The 19,459-nt window shown below is 57.6% G+C and carries 20 protein-coding genes; 9 read left to right on the forward strand and 11 right to left on the reverse strand.

Annotation, left to right across the window (positions count from 1 at the left end):
* Window positions 1-4: 4 nt before the first annotated feature.
* The 5 genes from MGEO_RS12830 to rho are packed head-to-tail and all read right to left on the reverse strand — an operon-like array spanning window position 5 to window position 5,854.
* Complete coding sequence (locus MGEO_RS12830; protein ID WP_085638296.1) at window positions 5-817, reverse strand: ParA family protein; 813 nt, start codon at window positions 815-817, stop codon at window positions 5-7.
* Window positions 810-1,397 (reverse strand): 16S rRNA (guanine(527)-N(7))-methyltransferase RsmG, encoded by a 588-nt coding sequence (gene rsmG, locus MGEO_RS12835; protein WP_085638300.1) that lies wholly within the window; start codon window positions 1,395-1,397, stop codon window positions 810-812. The genes MGEO_RS12830 and rsmG overlap by 8 nt, the downstream gene beginning before the upstream one ends.
* Window positions 1,394-3,277 (reverse strand): tRNA uridine-5-carboxymethylaminomethyl(34) synthesis enzyme MnmG, encoded by a 1,884-nt coding sequence (mnmG, locus tag MGEO_RS12840; protein WP_085638303.1) that lies wholly within the window; start codon window positions 3,275-3,277, stop codon window positions 1,394-1,396. The genes rsmG and mnmG overlap by 4 nt, the downstream gene beginning before the upstream one ends.
* Before the next feature lie 3 nt (window positions 3,278-3,280).
* Complete coding sequence (gene mnmE, locus MGEO_RS12845) at window positions 3,281-4,564, reverse strand: tRNA uridine-5-carboxymethylaminomethyl(34) synthesis GTPase MnmE (protein ID WP_085638306.1); 1,284 nt, start codon at window positions 4,562-4,564, stop codon at window positions 3,281-3,283.
* 21 nt (window positions 4,565-4,585) lie between these two features.
* Window positions 4,586-5,854 carry a transcription termination factor Rho gene (rho, locus tag MGEO_RS12850; protein ID WP_085638309.1) on the reverse strand — a complete coding sequence of 423 codons (1,269 nt, stop codon included), beginning with the start codon at window positions 5,852-5,854 and terminating at the stop codon, window positions 4,586-4,588.
* Between the two features lie 509 nt (window positions 5,855-6,363).
* On the opposite strand from rho, the gene MGEO_RS12855 reads away from it, so the two are divergent.
* The 4 genes from MGEO_RS12855 to dnaQ are packed head-to-tail and all read left to right on the forward strand — an operon-like array spanning window position 6,364 to window position 9,065.
* The gene (locus tag MGEO_RS12855) at window positions 6,364-6,963 is read left to right on the forward strand and encodes a Maf family protein (RefSeq protein WP_085638312.1); all 600 of its coding nucleotides are present in this window, start codon (window positions 6,364-6,366) and stop codon (window positions 6,961-6,963) included.
* Complete coding sequence (locus MGEO_RS12860) at window positions 6,960-7,793, forward strand: shikimate dehydrogenase (protein WP_085638315.1); 834 nt, start codon at window positions 6,960-6,962, stop codon at window positions 7,791-7,793. Before MGEO_RS12855 ends, MGEO_RS12860 begins: the two co-directional genes overlap by 4 nt.
* Window positions 7,790-8,383 carry a dephospho-CoA kinase gene (coaE, locus tag MGEO_RS12865; RefSeq protein WP_085638318.1) on the forward strand — a complete coding sequence of 198 codons (594 nt, stop codon included), beginning with the start codon at window positions 7,790-7,792 and terminating at the stop codon, window positions 8,381-8,383. The genes MGEO_RS12860 and coaE overlap by 4 nt, the downstream gene beginning before the upstream one ends.
* The gene (dnaQ, locus tag MGEO_RS12870; RefSeq protein ID WP_085638321.1) at window positions 8,376-9,065 is read left to right on the forward strand and encodes a DNA polymerase III subunit epsilon; all 690 of its coding nucleotides are present in this window, start codon (window positions 8,376-8,378) and stop codon (window positions 9,063-9,065) included. Before coaE ends, dnaQ begins: the two co-directional genes overlap by 8 nt.
* A 1-nt stretch (window position 9,066) precedes the next feature.
* Here dnaQ and secB read toward each other — a convergent pair whose 3' ends face one another.
* Window positions 9,067-9,573, reverse strand: coding sequence for a protein-export chaperone SecB (gene secB, locus MGEO_RS12875; protein WP_085638324.1), 507 nt, complete (start codon window positions 9,571-9,573; stop codon window positions 9,067-9,069).
* A gap of 66 nt (window positions 9,574-9,639) precedes the next feature.
* Window positions 9,640-10,134, reverse strand: a complete 495-nt coding sequence (locus tag MGEO_RS12880) for an FxsA family protein (RefSeq protein ID WP_085638327.1) — start codon at window positions 10,132-10,134, stop codon at window positions 9,640-9,642.
* A gap of 104 nt (window positions 10,135-10,238) precedes the next feature.
* On the opposite strand from MGEO_RS12880, the gene MGEO_RS12885 reads away from it, so the two are divergent.
* The 3 genes from MGEO_RS12885 to MGEO_RS12895 are packed head-to-tail and all read left to right on the forward strand — an operon-like array spanning window position 10,239 to window position 12,519.
* Entirely contained in the window at window positions 10,239-10,898 is a 660-nt protein-coding gene (locus MGEO_RS12885) for a Tim44/TimA family putative adaptor protein (RefSeq protein WP_085638330.1), read from the forward strand.
* 38 nt (window positions 10,899-10,936) lie between these two features.
* Window positions 10,937-11,938, forward strand: coding sequence for a murein transglycosylase A (gene mltA, locus MGEO_RS12890; protein WP_233139901.1), 1,002 nt, complete (start codon window positions 10,937-10,939; stop codon window positions 11,936-11,938).
* Window positions 11,935-12,519, forward strand: a complete 585-nt coding sequence (locus MGEO_RS12895) for a Smr/MutS family protein (protein WP_085638336.1) — start codon at window positions 11,935-11,937, stop codon at window positions 12,517-12,519. Before mltA ends, MGEO_RS12895 begins: the two co-directional genes overlap by 4 nt.
* On the opposite strand, the gene bchO is transcribed toward MGEO_RS12895, so the two are convergent.
* From bchO to crtA, 4 genes are read right to left on the reverse strand one after another with little or no spacing between them, the layout of a single operon-like run.
* Complete coding sequence (bchO, locus tag MGEO_RS12900; RefSeq protein ID WP_085638403.1) at window positions 12,492-13,346, reverse strand: alpha/beta fold hydrolase BchO; 855 nt, start codon at window positions 13,344-13,346, stop codon at window positions 12,492-12,494. The genes MGEO_RS12895 and bchO overlap by 28 nt on opposite strands.
* 4 nt (window positions 13,347-13,350) lie before the next feature.
* Entirely contained in the window at window positions 13,351-15,039 is a 1,689-nt protein-coding gene (locus tag MGEO_RS12905; RefSeq protein WP_085638339.1) for a magnesium chelatase subunit D, read from the reverse strand.
* On the reverse strand, window positions 15,036-16,040 hold the full coding sequence (bchI, locus tag MGEO_RS12910) for a magnesium chelatase ATPase subunit I (RefSeq protein ID WP_085638342.1): 1,005 nt from the start codon (window positions 16,038-16,040) through the stop codon (window positions 15,036-15,038). The genes MGEO_RS12905 and bchI overlap by 4 nt, the downstream gene beginning before the upstream one ends.
* Window positions 16,037-16,756, reverse strand: a complete 720-nt coding sequence (gene crtA / locus MGEO_RS12915) for a spheroidene monooxygenase (RefSeq protein ID WP_085638345.1) — start codon at window positions 16,754-16,756, stop codon at window positions 16,037-16,039. Before crtA ends, bchI begins: the two co-directional genes overlap by 4 nt.
* Window positions 16,757-16,867: 111 nt before the next feature.
* Between crtA and MGEO_RS12920 the strand changes: the two genes are divergently transcribed.
* Together MGEO_RS12920 and crtB are read left to right on the forward strand one after the other, a co-directional pair.
* Complete coding sequence (locus MGEO_RS12920; RefSeq protein ID WP_085638348.1) at window positions 16,868-18,418, forward strand: phytoene desaturase; 1,551 nt, start codon at window positions 16,868-16,870, stop codon at window positions 18,416-18,418.
* Window positions 18,415-19,455, forward strand: coding sequence for a 15-cis-phytoene synthase (crtB, locus tag MGEO_RS12925; RefSeq protein ID WP_085638351.1), 1,041 nt, complete (start codon window positions 18,415-18,417; stop codon window positions 19,453-19,455). The genes MGEO_RS12920 and crtB overlap by 4 nt, the downstream gene beginning before the upstream one ends.
* Window positions 19,456-19,459: the final 4 nt, after the last annotated feature.

Here is a 19,459-nt window from a genome sequence, read left to right on the forward strand (position 1 = left end):
CCTCTTACGCTGCTGTCATCGTTTCATGTTTGCCCAGAAATTCGCGCGCCAACGCGCGATAGGCAGCCGCCCCTTTGGACGTGGTGTCATACTCGAGAACCGGCATTGCATAAGACGGTGCTTCACTGACGCGTACATTTCTGGGAATGACCGTTTTGAAGACCAGATCGCCAAGATTATCCCGCGCATCTGCTTCGACCTGTTGGGACAAGTTGTTGCGCGAGTCGTACATCGTGAGCACAACGCCTTCGATCCGGAGGTTTGGATTTGCCGATTGCCGGACTTCACGGATTGTCAGCATCAGTTGGCTCAGCCCTTCAAGTGCGAAGAATTCGCTCTGTAAGGGTACAAGAACCGAATGAGCCGCAACCATCGCGTTGACCGTCAAAAGGTTCAGAGACGGCGGGCAATCGATCAGGATGTAGTCGAAATCATACTGATCCATATCCGTCTGTCGCAGCGCATCATGAAGCAAGAAGCTGCGTTTTTCGTTTGCGATCAACTCAATGTCCGCAGAACTCAGATCGGTTGTGGACGGAACGAGGCTCAGCCCATCAAGGTGTGTCTTGCAGATGATGTCGCTCAAGGGAAAGTCATCAAGAAGAAGATCGTAAGTCGTAGCACGTCGATCTTCCGGCATAATTCCAAGACCGGTCGAGGCGTTTCCTTGCGGATCCAAGTCAACGACCAATACATTCTGTCCGAGTTCGGCCAGGGCAGATGCGAAATTGATTGCCGTTGTCGTCTTGCCAACACCGCCCTTCTGGTTTGCGATTGCGATGATTTTCGGTCCGGCCGGGCGCGTCGGATCATACACGGGCAAGATCTCCGATCTTCAGGATGGATGCGTCTGGGCTGGTTTTACTTTTATGCGCTTCGCAGGTGAATCGCCACTTCTTTTGCGCATCGTTCACCTCGTTTTGCCAGTTTGCGCCCTTCAGAAAAAGACAAACGCCCCCTGGTTTCATATGCAGGTCAGCGAACTCGAGAAGATCGGTCAAAGGTGCGAGAGCACGCGCGCTGACAACATCCGCGTTCAACGGCTCAACATCTTCGATGCGCTTTGAAATAACATTGAACGGCGTTTTTGTTTCACGTGAAACAGTTCGTAGGAACGCGGATTTGCGTTGATCACTTTCCACAAGGGTTACGTTCAATTCGCCCCCAACCTTGGCTATTGCGATGACGGCTCCCGGAAAACCACCGCCAGATCCTAAGTCAACCCAATCCTTTGCGCCCTCCGGGCACAGTTCAGCCAATTGCAACGAATCGTCAAAATGCCTTTTGCCTGCGTCCTCTAAAGACGCAGGCGACACAAGATTGATTTTGGGCGACCACTTACGAAGAAGATCGAGATAAATGTTCAGCCGGTCTTGTGTTTCACGTGAAACATTCATCCGGTAGCGCGCTCCTGACGGGAGGTCGTACGAAGTCTGGACAAGATCAACAACAACGCCGACGGCGTCATACCATCAACCCGGGACGCCTGCGAGATATTCCCCGGCTTTGCCGCGGACAGTTTGGTTTTCAATTCGTTGGACAGACCCTCGATTGAAGAAAAATCGAACTCTGCCGGGATTTTCTGCGCTTCGTCGCGGCGCAAGGCTTCGATATCTTTCTGCTGTCGCTCAATATAATTGGCGTACAACGCGTCTTTCTCCAGCTGACTGCGCGTGACAGGATCGATTTCTTCAAGCTCAGCGCACAGAGAGTCCAAAGCATCCCAAGTGACAGCTTCGATAGCCAGAGCTTCGAAGCCGGTACGCTTTGCACCATCCTGAGAAATCGAAACACCCGCCTCGACCAACTGCTTGGATGTGACACTCATCTCGTCCAGCAGCGCACGGCCCCGCGACAAGCGCCGCATCTTTTCCTCAAACGCAGCGATCCTCTCCTGACTGGCGCAGCCCAGTTCAATGGCTTTAGGCGTCAAACGCTGATCAGCATTATCCGCACGAAGCGACAGCCGATATTCCGCTCGGGAAGTGAACATTCGGTAGGGTTCCGACACACCGCGGGATGTGAGGTCATCGATCATTACCCCGATGTAACTGTCAGAACGGCTGAAAGTGATTGGATCCAACCCTTTCGCGCGGCGCGCCGCATTCAATCCAGCAACCAAACCTTGCGCTGCCGCTTCTTCATAGCCGGTCGTTCCATTGATCTGGCCTGCAAGGTATAGCCCGGATGCTGCTTTCAACGAAAAGTCGAGGTTCAACGCGCGCGGATCGACATAATCATATTCGATCGCGTATCCGGGCTGAAGGATTTCGGCATTCTCCAATCCTTTGATGGATCGCACGTAATCCAATTGAACGTCTTCAGGAAGAGACGTCGAAATGCCGTTCGGGTAGATCGTGTGATCATCAAGTCCCTCTGGCTCAAGGAAAATCTGATGGGATTCCTTGTCGGCAAATCGGACAATCTTATCCTCGATAGACGGACAGTAGCGGGGGCCGACCCCTTCGATATGTCCGCCATACATCGCGGAACGGCTTAGGTTATCGCGAATGATCTGGTGCGTCCGACTGTTTGTGTGAGTTATGGCGCATGACACCTGTCGCGCAATTGGTGCATCAGACAGGAACGAAAACATGACCGGCTCAGCATCGCCCGGTTGTTCGTCCAACCCGCCCCAATCAATTGTACGCCCGTCCAAGCGCGGCGGTGTGCCTGTTTTCAGACGCCCCAATGGAAGATCGAAGGACTCCAGCGTTTTTGCGAGGTCGTTGGACGGCTTTTCACCCATCCGACCGCCGGAAACCTGTTTATCTCCAATATGAATGACGCCGCGAAGGAAGGTTCCTGTCGTCAGGATGACCGAGGGTGCCAATACCTCCCGATCTTCGTTGATAACAACGCCGTTGATTGATGTTCCTTCGCGGACCAAATCGGTAACCTCACCAATCACAATCTCAAGATTCGGTTGTGACCTGGTCGCGGCAAGCATCTCGGTGCGGTAAATCTTTCGATCTGCCTGCGTGCGTGGGCCCTGCACAGCAGGTCCCTTGCGGCGGTTCAGCAGCCGAAACTGGATACCGGCTTTATCTGCGACGCGACCCATGATGCCGTCCATCGCATCAATTTCACGAACAAGGTGCCCTTTCCCAAGCCCACCGATTGCCGGATTGCAGGACATCACGCCGATACCTTCTTCGGTCAGTGTGACGAGGGCGGTTCTTGCACCAAGCCGCGCAGAGGCATGCGCCGCTTCGCAGCCAGCGTGGCCTCCACCAACAACGATGACATCGAAATCAAATTGTTTCACGTGAAACACTCCTTACTTTCCGATGCAGAAGCTCGAAAAAACCTTATCAAGCACATCTTCAACGTCGACACGGCCCACAAGCCTTTCAAGCGTAAAGATCGCCGACCGCAACTCTTCCGAGGCGAGATCATAGTGCTCCGGGCCCGATCCGACAAACCCCATGGCTGCTTCAAGATACGTCTTCGCTTCCACCAAGACATCGTTCTGCCGTTGGTGAGATACAAGTCCTGCTGATGCGACCCGAGACAGCAACACCGACTTCACCCGGTCCACCAAGTTTTGGATACCTGCTCCAGTCAGACCGGAAATCCCATCTCCATCGGCACGCAGATCGGCCTTACCCTGAACCACGATATCCATTTCCGTTGGTTCCAGATCACCAAAATCTCCGTCTCCCTTCAGGAAAACCCGAAGATCGGCCGCCTTTGCGCGATCCATAGCGCGCTGGATACCGATGGATTCGACCGTGTCATCCGTCATTCGCAACCCTGCCGTGTCAAGAAAGGTCACAGGAAGGGATTCCAAATCCATGCGAACTTCGATCACGTCACGCGTCGTTCCTGCAATTTCGGATGTGATCGCAGCGTCACGGCCGGCGAGGGCATTGAGGAGAGTGGATTTCCCGGCATTCGGAGGTCCGACAATCGCAACTTCAAATCCGGTCCGAACCCGTTCCGCGACGCCGAAGCCTTCTACTTCGGCATCAATTGTTTTCAGGACTCCAGACAGAAGGCGGTTCACATCCTCGGACACGTCCACCGGAACCTCCTCATCGGCAAAATCAATCGTCGCCTCAAGGAGAGAAACCGCATGAATAAGATCCGCGCGCCAGGTTTCAGCCTTTTCTCTAAGGCGTCCGGTAAAACCTTTGAGCGCCTGTTTCCGCTGCATTTCCGTTTCGGCATCGATAAGATCGGACAGGGCTTCAACCTGCGTCAGATCTAGCCGGCCATTCGCCAAAGCACGGCGCGTGAACTCTCCCGGTTCCGCAGATCGAAAATTCGGGATTTCCTTGAGCGCTTCAAGCACGGCATTGACGATCGCCAGACTGCCATGCGTTTGAAATTCGACGACCGGCTCCCCGGTAAAACTAGCACCGTCCTCGAACACAAGAACCAGGGCTTCATCCAGAAATCCCCGATCTTTGTGATTCAGTCGACGCAGAGCAGCTTGTCGTGCAGCTGGCGGTTCAAATCCGAAAGTCACACACGAACTCAGCGCGTCCGGTCCTGACACGCGGATGACTGCAACGCCGGATTTTCCCGGCACTGTCGCCAAGGCAAAAATAGTATCCATGACGTTGCACGCCCGTCAGGTTTACGAATTCATGGAGTCGAAGAATTCCGAATTCGTCTTGGTTTGCTTCAGCTTGGAGATCAGGAACTCAATCGCATCCGTGGTGCCCATCGGGTTCAGGATGCGGCGCAGAACAAAGGTCTTCTGAAGATCAACCTTGTCGACCAGCAGGTCTTCCTTACGGGTACCGGACTTAAGGATATCCATCGCCGGGAAGACGCGCTTGTCTGCAACCTTGCGGTCGAGCACGATTTCAGAGTTACCGGTGCCTTTGAATTCTTCGAAGATCACTTCGTCCATCCGGCTGCCAGTGTCGATCAGCGCGGTTGCGATGATGGTAAGCGATCCACCCTCTTCGATATTCCGCGCCGCACCAAAGAACCGCTTGGGCCTCTGGAGCGCGTTTGCATCCACACCACCGGTCAGAACCTTACCAGAGGACGGAACAACAGTGTTAAACGCCCTACCAAGTCTTGTGATCGAGTCGAGAAGAATAACAACATCTCGTTTATGTTCGACCAGACGCTTGGCCTTTTCGATGACCATCTCGGACACGGCAACGTGGCGGGTGGCCGGTTCGTCAAAGGTCGAGGAGACGACTTCGCCCTTCACGGAACGCTGCATGTCGGTCACTTCTTCCGGGCGTTCGTCGATCAGGAGAACGATCAGGTAACATTCCGGGTGATTGCGTTCGATCGAATGCGCGATGTTCTGAAGCAGAACAGTCTTACCAGTGCGCGGCGGGGCAACAATCAGCGACCGCTGGCCTTTACCAATGGGCGCTACGAGGTCGATGATGCGGGCAGAGCGATCCTTGATGGTGGGATCTTCGATCTCCATCTTCAGGCGCTCGTCAGGATAGAGCGGCGTCAGGTTGTCGAACGCGATCTTGTGGCGGGCGCGCTCGGGATCCTGGAAGTTGATCTGACGGCAGTCCATGAGCGCGAAGTAACGTTCATTGTCCTCAGGCGCTTTGATTTCACCATCGATCGTGTCCCCAGTCCGCAGAGAGAATTTGCGGATCATCTCGGGCGATACATAGATATCATCGGGACCCGGGAGATAGTTGGCTTCCGGAGAACGGAGAAAGCCGAACCCATCCTGAAGCACCTCGAGCACGCCATCACCGAAAATGATCCAGCCTTCATCCGCGCGTTCGCGCAGGATCTGGAACATGATCTCGCCCTTGCGCATGGTAGATGCGTTTTCGATCTCCAGATCTTCGGCCATCGCCAAAAGGTCTTTGGGGCTTTTTGCCTTCAGATCGGCAAGGTTCAGCTTTTCGGTCATGAAAAATCCCGGACTGCGGGTGTTTGCAGTCTTATCTTGGTTGTCTCAGGAAAGTCGCGTCCAGAACAGGACTGTGCTGCTCTTAGCTGAGGGGATCGAGCCTGTCAAACACCCGTCTTTTCAATAATAAATTAAGAAAAAAGAAAGGTTTTGGATGATAGTAGCAGCACCCCCAATCTGTGGATTAAAGGCTTACCCCCAAGTTATCCCGATAACTCTGATCTGTGGACGGATGTGGGTAATCTATGTGTAAAATCCATGCTATTGTCCTAAGTAACTGTAAAATATTACATTTCTTTGTTACTGTGCGTGGATAAATCAGGGAATACTCATGACAACCTGTTCCTGGACATGGTTTTGAACGCCCTCGAGTTATCCTTTCCACAGCGCGGAAAACCCGAAGACAGATCATTTGAAACAGACCAGAATTTCAAATGGGTTGCTGATACGGTCGGATTTCCCCAAAACACTCCTGTAAACAAACCTGAGTTGTTCGTGGAGTTGTCCACATGAATCTAGATCTTGTCCTGGCCTCCGGATCACAAATCCGCGCGGATCTGCTTCGGAATGCAGGGCTTCGATTCGACGTTCAGGTGCCACGAATCGACGAGGATGCCATCCGGAGTGCGCTTGAGGCGGAAGAGGCAACACCCCGAGACATTGCCGATACTCTCGCGGAAATGAAAGCGCGCAAGGTATCGGACAAGCGGCCGGGCGACCTGGTGCTTGGGTGTGATCAGGTTTTGTCCTTCGACAGGACCGTGTTTACAAAACCCCAAAGTCCGGATGACGCTCGGGACCAGCTCAAGGCACTGCGCAACCGGTCTCATACACTGATGTCTGCCGCGGTTCTTTATCAGGACGGTGAACCGAAATGGCGGCATGTCGGAGTCGTGCGTCTGCGCATGCGTGACTTTTCGGACGCCTATCTGGACAGTTATGTGACCCGAAACTGGGACAGCATTCGCCATTCTGTCGGGGCTTACAAGCTCGAGGAAGAAGGCGCGCGGCTGTTTACGCAGGTGCAGGGTGACTATTTTACGGTGCTTGGACTTCCGTTACTGGAACTGCTCAACCACCTTACTTTGATCGGACGGATCGACGGATGAGTGACAACAAAATCCCCCTCGCGGGAGTGATCGGCCACCCGGTGGCACACTCCAAAAGCCCGAATGTCCATGGTTACTGGCTGAGGAAGTACGGTCTGAAGGGGCATTACGTGCCCATCGACATCGCTCCGGAAAAACTGGCCGACCTCCTGCCGCGACTGGCCGATCTTGGGTTTGTCGGGGCGAATGTTACGATCCCCCATAAGGAAAAAGTGATGGAGATCGCCGATCTCATCACGGATCGGGCGACGCTCATCGGGGCCGCGAATACGTTGATTTTCCGCAAGGATGGAAGGATTCACGCGGATAATACGGATGGGTATGGCTTTATCGAAAATATCCGCCAGACCATCCCCGATTGGAATCCGAAATCGGGACCTGCGGTCGTGTTTGGAGCGGGCGGTGCTTCCAGAGCCGTATTGGCATCTTTGATCGATGTGGGCGTGCCCAAGATTATGCTGACCAACCGTACCCGGATCAGGGCAGAAAAGCTGCGCGAGGATTTCGGACACAGGGTGCAGGTGATCGAATGGGTGCAGGCCGGGAACGTGCTTGAGGAGGCTGATCTGGTTGTAAACACCACATCGCTTGGCATGACCGGCAAACCCGAAATGCGCGTTCCTTTGGATGGGTTGAAACCTGGCGCCATCGTCAATGACCTTGTTTATGCTCCGCTGCGCACACGTCTTTTGGCAACGGCGGAAGACCGTGGCTGTCGCGTTGTCGACGGGCTCGGGATGCTGCTTCACCAAGCTGTTCCGGGGTTCGAGCGGTGGTTCGGCAAACGTCCGGTTGTCGATGAAAACGTGCGCGCGGCGGTTCTGAGGTGAGTTTCAAGCTCGGACTGACCGGATCCATCGGGATGGGCAAATCCACCACCGCCGGATTTTTCGCCGAGGCGGGTTGCGCAGTCTGGGATGCAGATGCGGCGGTGCATCGCCTGTATTCCGAAAACGGTGCGGCAGTCGCTCCGATGGCGGCATTGTTTCCAGATGCGATCCTGGGCGGTGTCGTTGATCGCGTCGCTCTGCGCAAGATCATCGGTCGGGATCCGGACGCGCTGAAAAGGATCGAGGGCGTGGTACATCCACTGGTGCGCGAGGACCGCGCGCAGTTTGCTGAAGCAACAAAGGCGGAGATTGTCGTTTTCGACATTCCGCTGCTTTTCGAGACGGGAGCAGACACGGAGATGGATGCCGTTGCATGTGTCACTGTTTCACCTGAAGTGCAGGAAAAACGGGTGCTTGAGCGCGGTACCATGACCCGAGACCAATTCCTGGCAATCCGACAAAAACAGATGCCGAACTCGGAAAAATGCGCGCGGTCGGATTTCGTGATCGAGACGGACACACTTGAACATGCACGGTCGCAGGTCCACGATGTGCTTGAGCAGATCAGGAAACAGATGACCGATGCGTGAGATTGTTCTCGATACGGAAACAACGGGTTTCGAACCGGACCAAGGGGACCGCATTGTTGAGATCGGTGCGGTGGAACTGTTCAACCATGTACCGACCGGGCGGACTTATCACCAATACATCAACCCGGAACGCGCGATGCCGCAGGAGGCGTTCGAAGTTCACGGGCTGGGGGATGATTTCCTTCGGGACAAACCGGTATTTGCAGATGTCGCGCAGGCGTTTGTTGACTTCATTGGGGACGCCAAACTGGTGATCCACAATGCGGCTTTTGACATGAAGTTCATCAATGCAGAGCTGTCATGGGTCAAGATGACGGCGATCCCGTATGATCGCGCCGTCGACACGCTGGCAATCGCGCGTCGGAAGTTTCCCGGTTCACCTGCATCGCTTGATGCATTGTGTCGTCGGTTCGGGATCGACAATTCGTCCCGTACATTGCACGGGGCATTGCTCGACTCCGAGATTCTGGCCGAAGTTTATCTTGAACTGATCGGTGGGAAGCAGCCGGATTTCGGGCTTAACGTGTCACAGGCAAAGTCAGGTGCGGAGGAAACCACATCTGAGTGGCGGCCTCAGCCCCGTCCGACCCCGCTCGCGTCCCGTCTGTCGGACAGCGAAAAGGCGGCTCACGCCGCCTTTGTCGAAAAACTTGGTGATGCCGCTTTGTGGAAGCGGCTCTAGATCAGGCGTTCGCTGTTTCCGCCGGCTGCGCGCTTGTGCGGCGTGCCAGTTCTGAACGGTACAGCTGAAGGAAATCGATCGTTTCGAGGTTGAGCGGAGGGAAACCACCGTCGCGGGTCACATCGCTTACGATGCGGCGAACGAACGGGAAGAGCATCCGCGGACATTCAATCAGAAGGAACGGATGCAGCTGCTCGTCTGGCACATTTTCAATGTGGAAGACGCCGGCGTACTCAAGTTCGAGCACGAAAAGCATGTCACCGCATTCCTTGGCCTTCGAATTTACCTGAAGCTTCATGATCACTTCGTACTGATGATCGGTGGTGCGCTTCTTGGCGTCGAGATTCACCTGAAGCTGCACATCAGGCTGCACGTCGCCCTGTGCGCCCTTCTGGGCAAGGATGTTTTCGAACGACAAGTCCCGCACGAATTGTGCAAGGACATTCATCTTGACCGGTGCGGTCTGCTGAGCGGCGCCGTTCTCGGCGGTTTCTGGCGTATCAGCCATAGTTCTCTCCCTCGGATCGAGCGGTTGTCAAAATTGGACGTTGCTTAGCAGCAGAGGCCCCAAGCCTCAATGCTTCGTCCAACCAGAACCCTGATGCGTCGGCTTTTTGGTTTCGGTGACATCATGGAAATCACCGTCGATCACAGTATCTCGGGGGCGTGGGCGCGGATTGGGATCGAATGGGTCGGGCTGCGGACCCATTTCGAACCGCTGAACCTTGATGTGCTTCCGCATGTAGGAGATGAGCGCGAGGCGCACAGGCGGCATCAACAGGGCAAAACCGACGGCGTCGGTGAAGAAACCAGGTGTAAGAAGCAGAGCGCCGGCCAGCAGGATCATCGCGCCATGGGCCAATGGTTCCGACGGATCTTCGAGACGCGAGAACGACCCGCGCAGGTTGTTCAACGCCATGATGCCCTGAGAGCGGACAAGGAACGTACCCAGAATGGCGGTCAGAACGACGATGCCAAGCGTCGGCCAAAGACCGATCAATCCGCCGATTTGGATGAACAGACCGATTTCGATCAGCGGAACCAGCAAAAAAGCCACAAATAGCCACATATCAGGGCACTCCTTTCGCCGGGCGTGCGGTGGACTATGCATCGCCCAACACCTACATAAGGACGCAACAACGACGTTTCCACTTTGCTCTGGGCGAGGTCCTGATGAATTCTCCGCTGATACAGCTTCTGGTGCTTGCCGGCATCGCCGTGTTTTTGATCCTGCGTTTGAAAAGCGTTCTGGGTACACGGGAAGGTTTTGAAAAGCCACCGATCCCCCGGCAGGATGCACCCTCCTCTTCGCGACGCGATTTTGAAGTCATCGAAGGTGGCCCGGATCACGACATCATCGATCACGTGGATGCCGGAAGCGATGCCGCCGACGCGCTCGCGCGGATGAAGCGGGTTGAGCCGTCATTCGGGGTGAGCGATTTTCTTGGCGGTGCGCGTGGGGCCTACGAAATGATCCTCATGGGCTTTGAGCGTGGGGAGCTGTCAGAGATCAAACCGTTCCTCGCGGATGATGTTTACGAGACCTTTGCAGAGGTCGTCGAGTCAAGAGAAGAACAGGGTCTGACCATCGAGGCGGAATTTGTTGGTGTCCGGGAGATGTCATTGGTCGATGCAACCTTTGACGAAACGACAAGTACGGCTGAAATAACTGTAAAGTATATCGGTGAGCTCACATCCGCTGTGCGCGACAGCTCGGGTGAGATTATCGAAGGGTCGCCGACCCAGGTGAAGCGGCAAAAAGACGTTTGGACGTATGCACGGCGTATGGGTGCGGATGATCCGAACTGGCAGCTTGTCGCCACGGGCGAATGATCCGAAGGCTGGGCACAGCCTTAGCCCTGACTGTTTTTATGGCGGGACCTACTGTGCCGAACGAGCCTGAAACCCAATATGCGATCCTTGGATTTGAGGATCTGGACGGCTGGGCGGAAGATGATCACGCGGCAGCGCTTGAGGTCTTCCGCAACACCTGCGCGGACCTTGATGAACCGGACTGGGCGTCGCTCTGCGCGCTTGCCCATGATGCTACCGATGCCCGGCAGTTCTTTGAGCTGTTCTTTCGTCCGATGATGATCACCGATGGACAGGAGCCCCTGTTCACCGGCTATTTCGAGCCGGAACTGTCGGGATCGCCGGTGAGGACCGGGCGGTATCGATACCCTATCTACAGTATGCCACCCGAAGCGCATGCGCAGCGCCCCTGGCTGACCCGTCGGGACATTCTGACCAGCGGAGTCATGGAGGGGCGCGGGCTGGAGATCGCGTGGGTCGATGATCCGGTCGAATTGTTCTTTCTGCAGGTTCAGGGATCGGGCCGGGTTCGTTTTCCTGATGGCAGAGTGATCCGAGTCGGGTACGGGGGTGCCAACGGACAAAATTACCGGTCGATCGGCCAAGAACTGGTCAGACGGGGCGTGTATCAGCCGCATCAGGTGTCTGCCGACGTGATCAAGAACTGGGTGCGCCGCAATCCGACAGACGGGCAGGAGCTCCTGTTTCACAACGACTCGTATGTCTTTTTCCGGGAAGTGAGTCAGGTTCCCGCCGATCAGGGGCCGCTGGGTGCGATGAACCGATCCATCACACCGATGCGTTCGATTGCGGTTGACCCCGCCTTTACCCCGCTGGGCGCGCCGGTCTGGGTCGAGAAAGATGGTCGCGATCCGCTGCGCCGATTGATGATCGCGCAGGATACCGGATCTGCAATCAAGGGCGCACAGCGTGCGGATGTGTTCATCGGAACCGGAGATCAGGCGGGCCGCAAAGCCGGGCGTATCAAGGATCCGGGTCGGATGGTTGTTCTGATGCCGATCCAGCGCGCCTATGCGTTCCTGCCTGAGGCGTTGCAATGAGCCGCCGTAAACTGCGGCCAGAGGAGCGCGAACTTTGGCAGAAGGTGGCACACTCAACAACGCCCCTGCCCCAGTCTTTGCGCCGGAAGGTGGAAACGCCGAAGCCGGTTGTTCGCAGCAAGCCGGATCCGGAACCGATGGATTTGCCCAAGGCTTTTGGCATTGGCACCAAAGCCACTCTTCCGCACGGGCAAATCACCACGCCGCAGCCTGCGCCCAGATCAAAGCCCGTGATGGACAAAAAGACCTTTGGCAAGATGCGACGGGGCAAGCTGATTCCCGAAGCCAAGATGGATCTGCACGGAATGACCCTTGATCAGGCGCATACGGCGCTGACGCGGTTTATCCTCACGTCGCATACGCGCGGCTTTCGTCTCGTGCTGGTCATCACCGGGAAAGGGCAGCGCGACGATCCGCACGACCCGATGCCGCGCCAGCGTGGGGTTCTCAAACGGCAGGTTCCCATGTGGTTGCGCATGGCGCCGTTGAATTCCGCTGTTCTGGAAGTATCCGAGGCGCATCTGCGTCATGGTGGCGGTGGAGCGTATTACGTCTATCTGCGCAGAACCGCGCGCAGTTGATCCGCGACCAAGGCGGGCGCTTCTTCGTGTAGAAGATGGCCGTAACCGGGAAATCCGATCACTTCTGCCTTGGGCATTTTTTCCGTGCTTTGCCGCACGGACGATGGCGGCACAGCTTTGTCGTTTTCACCGACGAGAAAGGTGCAGGGCACGTTAATCACCGGGAGGTCTGCGACAAGACCATCCAGCTTCCATTGCGCCATCATCAGAAGCGTCCCATCGAGATGCGCATCGCTGCGAAACAGCTTGGCGTACAGGTTCAGCCCTTCTGGTGAGATCTGCGATCCCGTTGTTTCCATAAGTGAGATCACCTGACCCGGACCAGACATGCGCCGCTTGATCAGCTTTGCCATCATGGGGCTGAGCGAAACAACGCGCGCGGCAATGGGAAACAGCACACCCGCCAGCCCTTTGAAAGGAGTCAGGGCAGGATTGACGGCGATCAGTGGTATCTTCGAATTGGACCCCTGCAATAACCGCAAGCCAAGCGCAGCGCCCGCCGAATGTGCAAGGATTGCCCGGGGCTGCCAACCTTCGTGATCGATCAGGGACTGCACGTCCTGCGCCATCAATGGCAAAGAAGACCGATGGCGGGAGCCGAGCTTTGTCAGTCCATGTCCGGGAAGATCAATCGCAACGACATGATGATCGCGCGCGAGATTGGTCATCACGTCACGCCATGAATGGGTCGATCCACTGGCGCCGTGGAGCAGTAGAACGGTATCGCCCTGCCCCATTTCTTGGATGTGCCAGCGGTGAGGACGCACTTCGACAAACCGTGAGTGTTCGGCGTGGGGCCAAGCCGTCAGGGTTTCTGCAGCGCCCATGAGGTCACCCGCCAAGCGCCGTATCTATGGCCCGGCTCAGTCCTTTTGCGTCGGCCCGAGGCAGAGGAATATATTGGGCGTTCATTACGTGGCAGAGCGAACGCAATTCCCTATGTGGTCGCACGGATGTATCTATCATCGCGCTGGGCACATTCAGAGACCGGACATGCCGGGCCATCGCCTGCGCGTCGTCATTTGCTGCGCTGCGACCGGTTTTGCCGGGTAGCGGAACATTCGCGCGTCCATCGGTCAGAACCGCGATGGAGGGTGACAGACCTTGCGCCCGGACGCGCTGTGCGAGTTCGGCCGCAGCCTTTAGGCCGGATGCCAATGGCGTACCTCCGCCTCCGGGCAGACCGGCCAAACGGCGCTTAGTCTGAACGAGCGACCGCGTTGGTGGCAGGATCAGATCCGCGCTTTCGCCACGGAAAGCAATCAGGGCAACATGGTCGCGTCGGGCATAGGCATCGGCCAGCATCAGTTCGACCGCGCCCTTGGCTTCGGACAGGCGGGCGACGGCGGAAGAGCCGGACGCATCGACTGCGAAGATCACCAGGCGGTCGGAAACTTCCTGGAACACTTTGACATGGATATCAGAGGGGTGGATGAGAACACCCGTACGTTCGGGGTTTTGCCTGCGGCGTATGGTTTGCCACGGCACGGCGGCGCGCAATGTGGCGACCAGATCAATCCGGTTGCCACCGTCGAGCCGCCCTGCCCGCGAAGGCAGCGGCCTGCCCCGCCGGTTGCCACGCTTCTTCTGCCCAGCCCCGCCGCTGCCGGATGCGGTTTTGACGCGACCGGACCCTTCCAGCATGGCAAGCACGTCAAACGGCAGAACCGCCTTAACCGCGTCGATCAGCAATTCGTCGGGCAGGTTGAGTTCGGACTCGTCCTGATCCGGGCTTTGCGAATCCGGCGCGTCGTCAGGTTGGGTATCGTCTTCAGGATTTTCATCCTCTTCCTCGACGGGCATCTGCGTTGCACGATGGGCGTAGACGAGTTGAACAGCGATCTGGAGATCGTCCTCGTTGATGCAATTGCGGTTGTTCAGAGCCGCATTTGCCCGCGCGGCGGCCAAGGCGATCAGCGGTGCCCGCAAGCTGTCAATACCGAAGCGCACGGCTGTTACGGAAAGGGCCGCGGGGACATCCTCGGGGATTTCGATCAGAGGCAGACGCCCGCGGGCGGCGTCGATGTCGGTGTCCTGGATCACCATCTGGACGAGTTCTACATGACGCAGGCCCTCCAGATCGACATGGAAGGCAAGCCGCTCGGTCAGGGTTCTTGGGGCGATCTCGTCATGCTCTGCCCCTTCGTCGAGAAGGATCAAGGCATGCCCGATGCCGGTGTCGAGCGATTGCGCCAAACGGGCGGCAAGGCCCGGTTCACAGCGCTCGGCCATCGTGAAGACCAAAGGCGTTGGAGTTTCGAGGATGCCCTTCGCGCGGATGATTTCACCACGCGTCAGGGTTTCGCCGATATCGACGCCCCCGAAGAGCTGCAGGTCAGAAATCGACGGTGAGATCCGGCGCGCCTTTGGGAAGAGCGATTTGACCGGAGCGCAGAACATGTCCCGCACCGGGCCTGCGCGGGACCGCAGGTGTAGACCCCCCAACCCAACCGGGTCGACCGCCAGAAGTGTCAGGGCCAATTGGCCCTGCACCTGAACGGCAGAGGGGTCTTCTCTCATGCAAAGACTTCCTCGACGGTGCGATCCACGCGGGTGGACGACCCGGCATCGTCAAGCGGATCGCGACGCAAGCGGTGACTGAGCGCCATCGAGGCGACAGACCGCAGGTGATCGCGGGTGACAATCGGGCTGCCTTGGTATGCAGCAAGCGCACGGGCGGCGCGGAGCAAAGTGAGTTCGCCGCGCAAACCGTCAGAGCCGATTGCGACGCACAGCCCGGCGCAATCGCGCAGCGTGTCGTCCGGGGCGTCTGTGGATTTCAGGGCATCACGTGCGGCCAGGATGGCGTCGCGGATTTTGGCGTCCTCGACCGACCATTTCTCGACAAAGGCGTCCGGGTTGGTGTCGAACGCGGCGCGGCGGCGGATGACCTCGACACGTTCTTCGATGTCGTTGGGAGATCGGACTTCGACGGACAGGCCGAAGCGGTCGAGCAATTGTGGGCGAAGCTCACCCTCTTCCGGATTGCCGGACCCGACCAGCACGAAACGTGCATCGTGACGGATCGAAAGGCCCTCGCGCTCGATGACGTTTTCGCCTGACTGAGCCACGTCGAGCAGCAGATCGACCAAGTGATCCTCCAGCAGGTTCACCTCGTCGATATAGAGGTATCCGCGATTGGCTTTGGCCAGCAGTCCCGGCTCAAACGCCTTTTCCCCTCGGCTGAGTGCGCGTTCGATGTCGAGCGCGCCGACCAGACGGTCCTCGGTTGTGCCAAGGGGAAGATCGACCACGGGCGTCGGGACATTGACCATATTGCCAGAGACGGGATCGGCCCAATCGGGCATCTCCGCCTCGGTCGCTGCGTTGGTCGGGCTGCCTTCGAGTTTGCTGATTTCCGGCAGTAGCGCCGCCAGTGCGCGGACTGCCGTGGACTTGCCGGTGCCTCGGTCGCCGAACACCAGAACCCCGCCGATGCCGGGGTCGATTGCGGTGAGGATCATGGCCAGTTTCATCTGGTCCTGACCCACGATTGCGGAAAAGGGAAACGGATGTCTCATGCGGCGATATCCTTGAGAATGCGGGGGGATTGCCCCTCCCAGCTGCCGACCTCATCAGCAACGCGGAAACGGGCGTAAAGCTCTTCGCGGAACCACTTGCCGTCGCGCACGGCGCGGATGGCCTGCGCGTGGGGTCCGTTGTTGCGCGCGAATTCAGCCATGGAGCGGGAGTCGGGCCAGATGGAAAAGGTGATCTGCTGGAGAAGCGGAACCTCTCCGATGCCGATCTTGAAGAGGACGTTTTTGTCTTCGCCGATCACACCGCTGATATCTGGCACACGCTTCCAGAACTGAGCAGCCACGACCGGGCGCACAGTGGCGCGGGTGAGCGCGGCGATGGGACCGATCTGCGCGGGAGATTCTTCGACAAAGGGCGATTGTCCGGACCACGCGCCTCGGGCGGAATACGGATTCAGAAACACGGTCCACTGTTCTGAAGCGTGGGCCCGGTAGCGTTTGAATACAGCCTCTTTTGCCAGGGCAGACCGTGCATGATCCAGATCAGGCCAGACGGCGAGAATTGCGTAAACCGAGGTGTTCGGGATTGGAGTAAACCCTTCTCCGGTTCCGGAACCGCAGAGTTTCCAGAACTGAAGGCCATCGATTCGCGGAAGCGAAAACCGAGCCGCACCCATCATTCCCAGCGCCCACAGGCGCGAAAGCGGCGTGGCAAAGCGGAAAAAGCTCAGGCTGACGGTCTGCATTTCGGTTCCCATAGTGTCAACTTAGTCTGACATGTTTCCGCGAAACATAAAAGATATTTAATTTATTGACGCACCCGATCGGCAAAATATTGTAAAGTAAAGTTGACAGTATATCATAGAGTCATGATGACCAAACTTGATACGGCCCTCGCGGCACATTCGGACAAGCTGACATCGGCGCATTCCGTCGTGATCGGGGCGGGTCTGGGTGGACTGGCCTCGGCCATGCGACTGGGCGCGCTGGGCTACCGCGTGACCGTGATCGATAAGCTGGATGTTCCGGGTGGGCGCGGGTCGTGCATCTGGAAAGACGGACACCGCTTCGATCTTGGACCGACGATCGTGACGGTGCCGCAGGTTTTCAAAGAGTTATGGGCCGTATGCGGAAAAGATTTCCACCAAGAGGTGGATCTGCGTCCGCTTGACCCGTTCTATGAAATCCGCTGGCCGGACGGGTCGACTTTCATGGCACGGCAGGACACGCAAGCGATGCGCGAAGAGGTGCGCCGATTGTCTCCGGGTGACGTGGCGGGGTACGACAGGTTCCTACAGGACAGCGAGGAGCGCTACTGGTTTGGATTCGAGGATCTGGGCCGCCGGTCCATGCACAAGCTGGGCGACCTGATTCGCGTTTTGCCGCGCTTTGCGATGCTGCGTGCGGACCGGTCGGTTTATGCGCACGCGGCCAAGCGCGTAAAAGATGAGCGGTTGCGCATGGCGCTGTCGTTCCATCCGCTGTTCATCGGGGGCGACCCGTTCAACGTGACGTCGATGTATATCCTCGTGTCCCATCTCGAAAAGGAATTCGGGGTGCATTACGCGATGGGCGGCGTTGCCGCGATTGCCAAGAACATGGCCAAGATCATCGGTGAGCAGGGCGGGACGCTGCGCATGCAGACCGAGGTTGACGAGATCCTCGTCAAAAACGGACGGGCGCGGGGAGTCAAACTGCGTTCCGGTGATGTGCTGACCGCCGACATCGTGGTGTCGAACGCGGATGCCGGATTCACCTATGATCATCTTCTGCGCAACCAACCGCGCAAGCGTTGGACTCCGACCAAGCTGAAATCACGCCGTTGGTCGATGGGTTTGTATGTCTGGTATTTCGGCACCAAAGGCACCCGTGGCATGTGGAAAGATGTGGGCCACCACACCATCCTGAACGGTCCGCGCTACAAGGGTCTGGTTCGCGACATCTTCATGAAAGGCAAGGTTGCCGAGGATTTCTCGCTTTATGTGCATCGCCCGACGGTCACAGACCCGAGCGCGGCACCTGAGGGTGACGACACGTTCTATGTGCTCAGTCCCGTGCCCCATCTCGGGCATGCGGATGCTGCGGACTGGAACGATCTGGAGCGCCAGTATCGCGTGCGGTTGACCAAGGTACTGGAAGAGCAGCTTCTGCCGGGCTTTTCGAGCCGGGTCACCGCAAGCGAGGTGTTTACGCCGGAGACCTTCAAGGACAGATACCTTTCGCCCTATGGCTCCGGCTTCTCGATTGAGCCGCGTATTCTGCAGAGCGCGTGGTTCCGTCCGCATAATGTGAGCGAGGAACTGAAGGGCTTGTTCCTGACGGGCGCGGGAACACATCCCGGCGCTGGTTTGCCGGGCGTGATCTCGTCTGCAGAAGTTTTGGCGCAACTGGTGCCTGACCCGGTCTTGGTGCGCGGATGAGTTGCCGTGAGAGCGATATGGAAGCCTGCCGCGAAGCGATCCGGCATGGCTCACTGTCATTTCACGCGGCATCCAGACTTTTGCCTGCGTCTGTGAGAGACCCGTCGCTGGCTTTGTATGCGTTTTGCCGGCTGGCCGATGACGCGGTTGATTTGCAGCAGGAAAAGGCAGCGGCCGTTTTGCGGCTTCAGGAGCGGCTTGAGCGGATCTACGACGGACGCCCGGACGATGCGTCGCCGGATCGGGCCTTTGCCCGGGTCGTCGAAGAGTTCGACATGCCGCGCGCTTTGCCTGATGCCTTGCTGGAGGGTCTGGCGTGGGACGCAATGGGGCGGCGATACCAAACCCTGTCAGAGCTCTTCGACTATTCTGCACGGGTTGCGTCAGCTGTCGGCGTCATGATGTGTGTCCTCATGCGTGTGCGCGACCCGGATGCTTTGGCGCGCGCCTGCGATCTGGGTGTTGCGATGCAACTGACCAATATCTCGCGCGACGTGGGGGAAGACGCGTTGGAAGGCCGGTTGTACCTGCCGCTCGACTGGTTGGATGAAGCCGGGTTGAGCGCGGAGAGGTTCCTCGAGACGCCGAAACCGAGCAAGGCGATCCGGCAGATGACCCGGCGGCTCGTCATGGAGGCGAACCGGCTGTACATGCGATCCGAGGCGGGCGTGGCGGCTTTGCCAGTGTCATCTCGCCCCGGAATTTACGCGGCGCGCTTCATCTATGCCGGTATCGGCGGGCAGGTGCAGCGCAGCGGATACGATTCCATCTCGTCGCGGGCCCGCACGTCAAAGTCGCAAAAGCTGGGGTGGCTGGCTGTGTCCGCCGCGCGCGCGGCGATGACGACCGTCATGCCGAAATCGGCCGTGCTATACGCTCGGTGCCTTCCCGAGACCGAGTTTCTGGTGCAGGCCGCAGAGCACCCCGACACGCGCCGCTCTCGCTCAGACGTTCTCTTCGAGGCCCTGTCTCAGGTCGCGCAGCGCGACAGAGAACGGCGGGACGCCTTGATTGCAGCGCAGGCTCGGCCTAACTGACATC

This window comes from Marivita geojedonensis (assembly GCF_002115805.1).
Lineage (GTDB): Bacteria > Pseudomonadota > Alphaproteobacteria > Rhodobacterales > Rhodobacteraceae > Marivita > Marivita geojedonensis.